This is a genomic window from uncultured Phenylobacterium sp. (assembly GCF_902826855.1).
GTDB lineage: Bacteria > Pseudomonadota > Alphaproteobacteria > Caulobacterales > Caulobacteraceae > Phenylobacterium.
Map to the genome: position 1 here is coordinate 1 of NZ_CADEGK010000205.1, position 7,680 is coordinate 7,680.

Annotated in this window: 8 protein-coding genes; 5 read left to right on the forward strand and 3 right to left on the reverse strand. The window is 66.0% G+C overall.

From position 1 onward, the window contains the following. The first annotated feature begins 190 nt into the window (after positions 1 to 190). From QZV94_RS20730 to QZV94_RS20750, 5 genes are all read left to right on the forward strand, one after another. On the forward strand, positions 191 to 604 hold the full coding sequence (locus tag QZV94_RS20730) for a hypothetical protein (RefSeq protein ID WP_293681363.1): 414 nt from the start codon (positions 191 to 193) through the stop codon (positions 602 to 604). Positions 605 to 730: 126 nt separating this feature from the next. Next, positions 731 to 1,069: a hypothetical protein gene (locus tag QZV94_RS20735; protein ID WP_293681366.1), complete on the forward strand. Its 339-nt coding sequence runs from the start codon at positions 731 to 733 to the stop codon at positions 1,067 to 1,069. Positions 1,070 to 1,483: 414 nt separating this feature from the next. Continuing rightward, entirely contained in the window at positions 1,484 to 1,939 is a 456-nt protein-coding gene (locus QZV94_RS20740) for a mobile mystery protein A (protein WP_293681369.1), read from the forward strand. Beyond that, positions 1,936 to 2,520 carry a mobile mystery protein B gene (locus QZV94_RS20745; RefSeq protein ID WP_293681372.1) on the forward strand — a complete coding sequence of 195 codons (585 nt, stop codon included), beginning with the start codon at positions 1,936 to 1,938 and terminating at the stop codon, positions 2,518 to 2,520. Before QZV94_RS20740 ends, QZV94_RS20745 begins: the two co-directional genes overlap by 4 nt. A gap of 17 nt (positions 2,521 to 2,537) precedes the next feature. Next, positions 2,538 to 2,699 carry a hypothetical protein gene (locus tag QZV94_RS20750; RefSeq protein WP_293681375.1) on the forward strand — a complete coding sequence of 54 codons (162 nt, stop codon included), beginning with the start codon at positions 2,538 to 2,540 and terminating at the stop codon, positions 2,697 to 2,699. A gap of 365 nt (positions 2,700 to 3,064) precedes the next feature. Here the strand turns inward: QZV94_RS20750 and QZV94_RS20755 are convergent, their stop codons facing one another. The 3 genes from QZV94_RS20755 to traF all read right to left on the reverse strand — a co-directional run. Further along, positions 3,065 to 5,845, reverse strand: coding sequence for a conjugal transfer protein TraG N-terminal domain-containing protein (locus QZV94_RS20755; RefSeq protein WP_293681378.1), 2,781 nt, complete (start codon positions 5,843 to 5,845; stop codon positions 3,065 to 3,067). 5 nt (positions 5,846 to 5,850) lie between these two features. After that, positions 5,851 to 7,263 (reverse strand): conjugal transfer protein TraH, encoded by a 1,413-nt coding sequence (locus QZV94_RS20760; RefSeq protein ID WP_293681381.1) that lies wholly within the window; start codon positions 7,261 to 7,263, stop codon positions 5,851 to 5,853. Positions 7,264 to 7,277: 14 nt separating this feature from the next. Beyond that, positions 7,278 to 7,680, reverse strand: a 403-nt coding sequence (traF, locus tag QZV94_RS20765; RefSeq protein WP_293681384.1) for a conjugal transfer protein TraF, incomplete at its 5' end; no start/stop codon positions are given.

The following is a 7,680-nucleotide window of genomic DNA, read 5'->3' on the forward strand; positions in this document are numbered from 1 at the left end:
CGCGCCCCGTCGATGGGACTGCATGTGGTGGCAACGGCGGGCGTGGCGCTTGGGCTTCAGAACCGCCGCTGGCTGATGCCGCTGTTTCTCGTCGTCACGGCCCTTCACGTCGCCTTCGACTTCTGGGCGCCCGCGATCGTCGGCGCGCTCACTGGCCTCAACTCCAACCCCTAAGCCCCGGACCTCCGCCATGAGCCTTCAGTTTTTTCCCGTCCATCCTCTGAGCACCCTCGGCCGCCCAACCGTGAAGGCGGATAGCGACAAGCTCCTGCTCCTGATCCCGGCCCCGCTCGCCGATCATCTGAAGCTGTCCCGGGACCAGAAGCTGGACGTCTGCCTAGGGCGGGACTCACGGCAGAAGGCGCAGGCTGTTCGGCTCGGCGCCTGCGATGCCGGCGGTTACGTGCTGAAGAAAGTCGGCCGCTCGCTTCAACTCCGAATCCCCGAGCTCGCCACAAAAGCCGCGGTCTCCGTCACCGCGGCCTATCAACTGGAGGTCGACGGCTCAGTGACCATCGACCTCCCTCAGCCGTGGGAGCTGGTCGACGAGCGCGCGATCGGCCCCCAGCCCGCTTCGCCGACGAAGCGCAGCCTCGCCGCATGAGTGATGCACATTTTCAAAGGAGGGCGCGCCGTGTCGGACGTCCCAGCCGCAACCCGTAGCGGAATTGTTCCGGAACTGGCTCTACGTTCGCGTCCGGACTCTGAGCCAGGAGCCGACCTTGCCGCCATGAGCCCCTCTGGACACACAGCTGAGTTGGTCACGCTGCAGCTCACGCCCAAGGCCGCGCGGAACCTGGAGATCCTCCTCAACCGCGCCGCGGTCGGCCCCTACTTTTCGGCGCTCCAGGTCGTGACCGGCGTCGCCGCATTTGCATTCACCTGCGCCGGCGCAGGCGCCGTCTATCGCGGGCTGGAGGCTGCGATCGAGGGCCACCAAGCCGCCGCTCTCATGCTCTTGCTGTGGGGCTTCCTGGCGGTGTTCGCCGGCGGAGCCTCGAGCAGCCAGCAGCTCGCAATCGTCTCAGCCCTGCGCAGCTCACGTGAACCCAGGCCGCCCAAGGCGTAAGCCAAGCGTCACTTCACTCTGGCGGCGCTGGCTGCGCTGGCGGCGCTGGCCGCGGTGATCCGGATTCCGGGGACGGAGCGGACCAGCCGCACTATGTTTGTTCGCCCGCAATGGCTGAAGCCTGCACGACCGCAGGTCACCTATCTCTACGACCAGGCTGACCATGGGAAGGTGGCGGTGAGCGACGCTTCCCATCCGGCATGTTTGAACGACCACGCGAGCACTGGCCAGCTACGCGGCGAATACTGGACCAACCGTTCGGGCGCGAAACGGTTGAAACCGCCGGTTGGCTCTTCCTCAAGCGCGGCTCAGGGCCTGCGCTACATTGTTATAAGATATTTGCGATATCATTTGCACATGTAAGAAGATAATTCTTCTTGACATATCCCGCCTTGAGAAGGTATTTCTTCTCGCATGGTCGCCGCTTCGGAACAGCTTGACCGGCGATTTGCCGAACCCATCCGCCTCTCGGATTCCTTCGCGCGACCTCAGCGCGGCTGGATTCGTGCGATCCGCGATGCGCTCGGCATGACGACCGCGCAGCTCGCTGTTCGCATGGGGGTGAAGCAGCCTCGAATCTCCGAGCTGGAGCGCGGTGAAGCGAGCGGCAAGATCACCGTCCAGAGTCTTGAGCGCGCCGCCGAGGCGATGGGGTGCCGCCTAGTCTATGCGATCGTGCCGCTCACGCCGCTCACGGAGATGATCGAGGAGCGGGCTGCGTTGCTGGCTCGTCAGCGGCTTGCCTCGCTTGAGCAGACCATGCGTCTCGAAAACCAGACGGTCACTGACCGGAAGCGCCACGAGGAAGCGCTGCAGCGTCTGATCGGTGAACTGAGGCGCAAGCCGGCGCGTCTATGGGATGCGCCGTGAGTGACCTGTTCATCGAGCCAGATGACGCCACGCCACTCTCGGCCGAAGAACGCGAAGGGCTGATCCCCACCCACATCGCGCTGCGTCGGGAACTCAACGAACTCGAACAGGAGAACATCCTCGACGCCGATATCTGGGCGTTCCAGCGCAGCCGCGATCCCATCGACGAGGCGTTTGGCCGGAGCCTTCATCGCCGGATGTTCGGCAAGGTGTGGAGCTGGGCCGGCGCCTATCGGCTCAGTGACAAGAACATCGGCGTCCCGCGCGGCGTCATCCAGCTGCGGCTCTACGAGCTCTTCGACAATATCGGCTACTGGGCGAAGAACGGCGCCTACTCGGCCGACGAAGTCGCCGCCCGCTTCCACCACGGGCTGGTGTTCATTCATCCGTTCCCGAACGGCAACGGACGCTGGTCGCGCTTGATGGCGGACATTCTGCTCGTTCGTTCAGGCCAGCCACGTTTCACACTCGGCAACAGCACCCTGCGCAGCGCGGGTGAGGTGCGCGCCGCCTACATCGCGGCGCTCCAAGCCGCCGATCGCAATGATTTTCGGCCGCTCATCGCTTTCCTCAGATCCTAGCTGGAGCGCCGGCGGCCTTGGCTAGGGCGGATCGGGCGCCCCTGTTCGGCGCTGGTCGATCGATCCAGTCGCTCGAACTGGACAGCGTCGCCAACGAGGCGACCATCAACGCCGGCAACTTCGTGGCCGAGACCCTGGCCTCGGCTGCGATCACCCGGCGACCGGCGGCCTCTCGATAGCCGTGTCTGCCGCATGTTCTTGACCCGCTCGAGCTGCGGGTGGAGCTTGTTCCTCTGGAGGATGAGCTCATGGTCCAGGGCGACCACCTCGATACGCATGGCGACGACCTGAATCCCCACTCGCCCGGCTCGACGGCGTGGTTCGACCCCGCCATGCGGTCGTTGCACGAGCCAACGGCTATTGAGTACCCAACGCGAGAGACTGCCCGCCTGCCCCTGTGGCCGAATGCGCTATTAGCCGCCCCAGTCATCGGAGCCGTTCTGTCGACGGACTCCGACACCTCGGCCTTAATCCGCCTCGGTTGGTTTCCGCTGCTGCTCGCAGTGTGCGCCTACCTCGCCTGGTGGCATCTGTGGAAGCGCCCTTAGCGCTTCGGGATCTTCTTCACCTCTTTGCTAAGCTGTGAAGTCACCTCGTCGCCCAGGGCCGACTGCACCGCTCCGAGCTCTGGGTCCGGTGAGAGTTCACGATTGGAGGATGGCGCCCCGATCCCGAGCCGCTTCGCGCCGTCGATCGTCGCCTCCTCCGAGAAGGCCGCAGCAGCCGGGCGCCTTTCAGACCGTGGGCCTGCGCTCGCACTGGGGCTCCTGTCGGGCGTTTGAACCACCCCCAACTCCGCCGCGGCGCGCGGTTCGCCCAACGTGTTCCTGCTCTCTCCGATCAAGCCTGGCTCGCCGATAGGGTCTAGGTGGCGCGCCGCGAAGGCGTCTGCGGCCTCGTAGAGCAACTCCCGATCTTCGCCCGTGCGGCCCTGCAGGATGTTCGCGATCTCACCGTCCGAGCGCGTGAACTTGTCCGGCGTCGTCCGAAGGTAGTCGCCGGCGAACTGCAGGAAGGCGGCATTGTGCACGCCCCGAAGCACCTCCGCCGTGCGTGTCGAGACCTCAGCCGAATGCTCCAGTGAGGCCGCATCGGATTTCGCCTGGCGCGCCGAATCCGTGAAGCTCTTCGTCGACGACCAGATGGACGCGGTCTTGTCGCTGACCGACTGGCTAGTCCCCCTGTAGGTGGCGTAGCTCTTGTTCAGCGCCTCCGTGTTCGTGCGGTCCAGGTTCTTCCGGAACTCCGAGGCCTGCGTCTGTTGACGGATCCAAGCGAGCGCAGCGTCCTCTTTGGCGTCGTTCTGACGTTGGGCGAACCGCGACTCGGCTTGCGTTGCGCTCATGTTGTGCGACAGGTTTGCGCCGTAGCCGCCCCGCCCGAGGCCGATGCCACCGCTCACTCCGAAGGCCTGCTGCGTACCTATCGTCGCTTGCTCCGTCGCCCGCGCCGCGAAGTCGAAGCCAACGCCGTAACGCCGCATCGCTTCGTCACGGAGTTGCGTCACGTAGGACGCGCCGGTGCTGTCGCTGTCGCGCGCCTCGTTGCTCACGCCGGTTCGGCTTTCCGAGCCGGAGGTCCGCGACCACGCCGCCTCGTGGATCCGCTGGCTGGTGTCCGCCACGGCGGTGGCGGCAACGTGGTCGAGGGTGTTCGAGCGCTCTGTCGCGATCCGCGCCCGCTCGCCGGCCGCGGCGCTGCGCTCGTGCAGCCGTTCGATGTTCACGGCCGCATCCGCCGGGGCCGCCCTGACGCCGAGCAGAGCCCCGGAGCGGTCGGTCGTGTACTCGTCACCCCGCGGATTGCGCGACGTGATGAAGCCCTGGTCGATGTAGCTCGAGCTCTGGATGCGGTTGCCCGTGACGTTGTTGAACGCGTGCGTGTCGACGCTCGTGTTGGCGTAGCTGAGATTGCCCGTCGTCTGGGCGCCAGCAGCGGCCTCCGCCCCGCTGCGGAAGGGCTGCAGGAGCGCTTCGCCCTGACCGCCGACCGCCATCGCGCCCTTCGTCAGGGCGGCCGCGAGCACCGGGATCATCAGCACCATCATGCCCGCGACGGTCTGGATGTTGGCGTTCACGCTGTTGATGCCGTCGAGGGTTTGCAGGTTGAACCCGTTGCTCACACCCGGAAGCATCGCCGCCGCCTCGGTCTGGGCGTAGCTCGCCGACATCATGATCTGGTGGACGATCACGTACATCGGGCCCCAGAGCTGAAGATAGAAGAAGCCCGTGAGGTAGCCCTGGAGCATCCGCACGCCGATGCTCGGCAGGAGGAAGCATGGGAACAGCACCGGGAACATGCCGATGAACAGGGCGTCGACGACGATCTTGAGGACGACGATGGCCCCCTCCCCCACCTTGCCGAGCAGATTGCCGGTGTTGTGGGTCTGCAGCTGCGCCTGAGCCTGGGCGAGCGCGTTGGACGCGCCGCTCTCACTGGAACTGCCGTTCAGGCTGGCCTTCAGCTGATTGAGGGTGGCCACCTGGGCCAGCGAGCGCAGGGCGTCGGTGGACGCCGCGTTCGTCAGGCCCACCAGGGTCCCCATCTCGCTAAGCGCCGCGGGGAGCAGCGACGCGTCGGGCAGGCCCGGCCGGTTGCGGCGCTCCATCGCCTTGGCGGAGGCCTGGGTCTGATTGTCGACGGCCGCCGCGAGCGAGCTGTAGATGTCGGGGCACGTCTTGATCTGGACCGCTGCCACCCCGGAGCCCGTCACGTAGGGGCTGCTGCGCGCCGGGTTCGGCGGGTGGCTCGCGAAGAAGGCCCAAAGGTCGTCGGCCTTGGCCAGCTCGTCGGCCGTATACTGGTTGTCCTGCAGGTCGTACCAGACGCAGTTCTTGAAGAAGGCGTCGAGGTTCTGGGTGAAGACCTGGTCCTGAAACTGCAGCCGGGTGGCCGATTCCATGAACTTGGCGCCGTAGATCATCCCAGTCTGCGAATACTGCACGTCCGTGGGGCTGCCGAACGCCGTCTCCGTCATGTCGATCACGCGCGCGCCGATCTGCGAGGCCGTCGCCTCCGCGAACGCCACGCCCAGCGGCACGTTGGCGATCGTCGCGCCCGGCAGGGCGGGATTGTAGCGATCGGTGATCTTGACGGTCACCTTCGGCAGGAAGAGGCCGCCGTAGATGATGGCCGCCACGATGAACCACTTCACCACCCGACCGGGGTTCAGGTCGCCGATCATCCGCAAGATGCCCAGCAGCAAGCCGAGCATCAGGCCCAGGCGGACAAGGGAGGCCATCCCGCCCGTGCCGGTCATCAGGGCGACGCCGATGAAGATGTCGCGGTAGCTCTCGCCGCCGCCGAACGTGATGACCTCGAACATGGCCGCTACCTGCGAAGAGCGTTTGCGTAGGAGATGGCTTCCGCGATGCGGCCGGCCGTCTCGCCCTGCATCACCTTCTCGATCTCCCGCGTGCGCCCGATCATGTCCTCGAGCGCCGTCATCTTGGTCGAGACCTTCTCCTGGCGCTGCAGGAGCTCCATTCGCAGCGCCTGGGTCTGCTCGGTCCAGGCCAGCAGGTCCTCGCTGGGGATCCCCTGCAGGTGATTGCGTCCCTCCTCCACCTGGCGGACGGTCTTCATCAGCCAGGTGTAGGCGATGTCGAGGGCGATCACCTCGGCGTACTGGCCCATCACTGCCTCCGAACTGGCGCCGTGCAGCGAGGCGTAGACCGAGGCCATCTTGTAGACCGGCAGGCTGGTCATGTTGACGAAGTCGATCTGCTCCGACGTGAGCGGGGTGCGGGTGCGGATCGCGTCAACGATGCTGGTGAGCATCGTCCTGACCCGGTTCTTGAGCCCGGAGGTGGCGTTGACGGTGATCGAGAGCCCGTTCGCCGCGGGGTTCAGGCAGAGGTCGTAGTCGTCACACTGGTGGGCCTTGATGGCGCCGCCGTCGAGGAGCGCGGTGAGCACCGCCTCGTCCCCGCCCTTCGCCGGCAGCACTGACTGCTTGCATTCGTCCAGCGCACCGGCGTCGGCGCCGCAGACGATCACGATGGAACCGGTCACCGTCATCAGGAGCTGGGCCAGCTCGTGATCGCTCCGCAGCATCGGGTGCTTCTTGATCGCCTCCCAGGCCAGGTTCCGGTTCACCGGATCCCACTCGTGCTCTTCCGCCGTGGCGGGACTGGCGGCCGTCAGCGCGTTGCTGCCCTCGCACTTGTTGCGGGCCGCGGCGGCGTCCGAGAACGTGCCGTGCATGCGGCCGAGGCGTTGGCACAGCGCGTTTTTGCCGATCATGGCCCGCGCGGCGCCGTCCACCACCTTCTCGGCGGCCTCGCACGAGCTGATGTTCATGGCGTTCACCTTCTGCGCCCAGTCTTCGAAGGTTTTGATTTGGTCGGAGATCGGCGAGGAGATCAGCGTCAGCGCGAGCATGAAGGCGTAGGGGGCGGCGTTGGAGGCGATGTTCTTCATCATCGCGATCAGCTGGTCGGCGCCGATGAAGGAGAAGGCGCCGCCAAAGAGGTCGATGCCGCCGCACCCACCTCGCAAGGACGGCAAGGTCACGGAGGCGAGCTGATAGTTGTCCTGCGGCGCGCGCATCGAAATGTTGCCGCCGGTGTAATAGCCGCCGGCCTGACCGGTGTAGGCGCTGGGGCCGGTGACATTCGCGGCCGCGAGGCCACTGCTCCAATAGGCATCCATGTTCCCGCTGACGTCAGCCGCGGCCGGGGTGACGCCGTAGGTGAGGAACATGGCTGCTGAAAGAACGGCCGCGACGAGCTTCCGGAACATCGTCGGTTCTCCTGCTAGTAGTCTTCGCCAGGACGCGTCGCGAGCATCACGTAGATCCGCTCGACGATGTCATCCTGGGCCATCACGCCCGCGCCGATGTAGGTCAGGCAGCCCTGCGGCTTGAGGCAGGGCGCGACCTCCACCACGCGGTCATCGGACAGGCGCACGCGGGTGGAGCGCGCGGCGCCGGAGGCGGGGTCCACGCTCGAGCTCTGAAACAACAGGATCGAGGGCGTCGCCGGGTTTTCGATGCCCCAGCTGCGCAGCTGCCCGTGATCCACGAAGGAGTTGCCGATGTAGGCGTTCTCGGAGCCATCGACCGAGACGCCCTTCACGGTGAGCGCGTAGCGGTTGGCGAAGTCCCGCATGATCGGCGAGAAGACCTTGCAAGGGCTGCAGTTGGCTCGGAAGACGTAG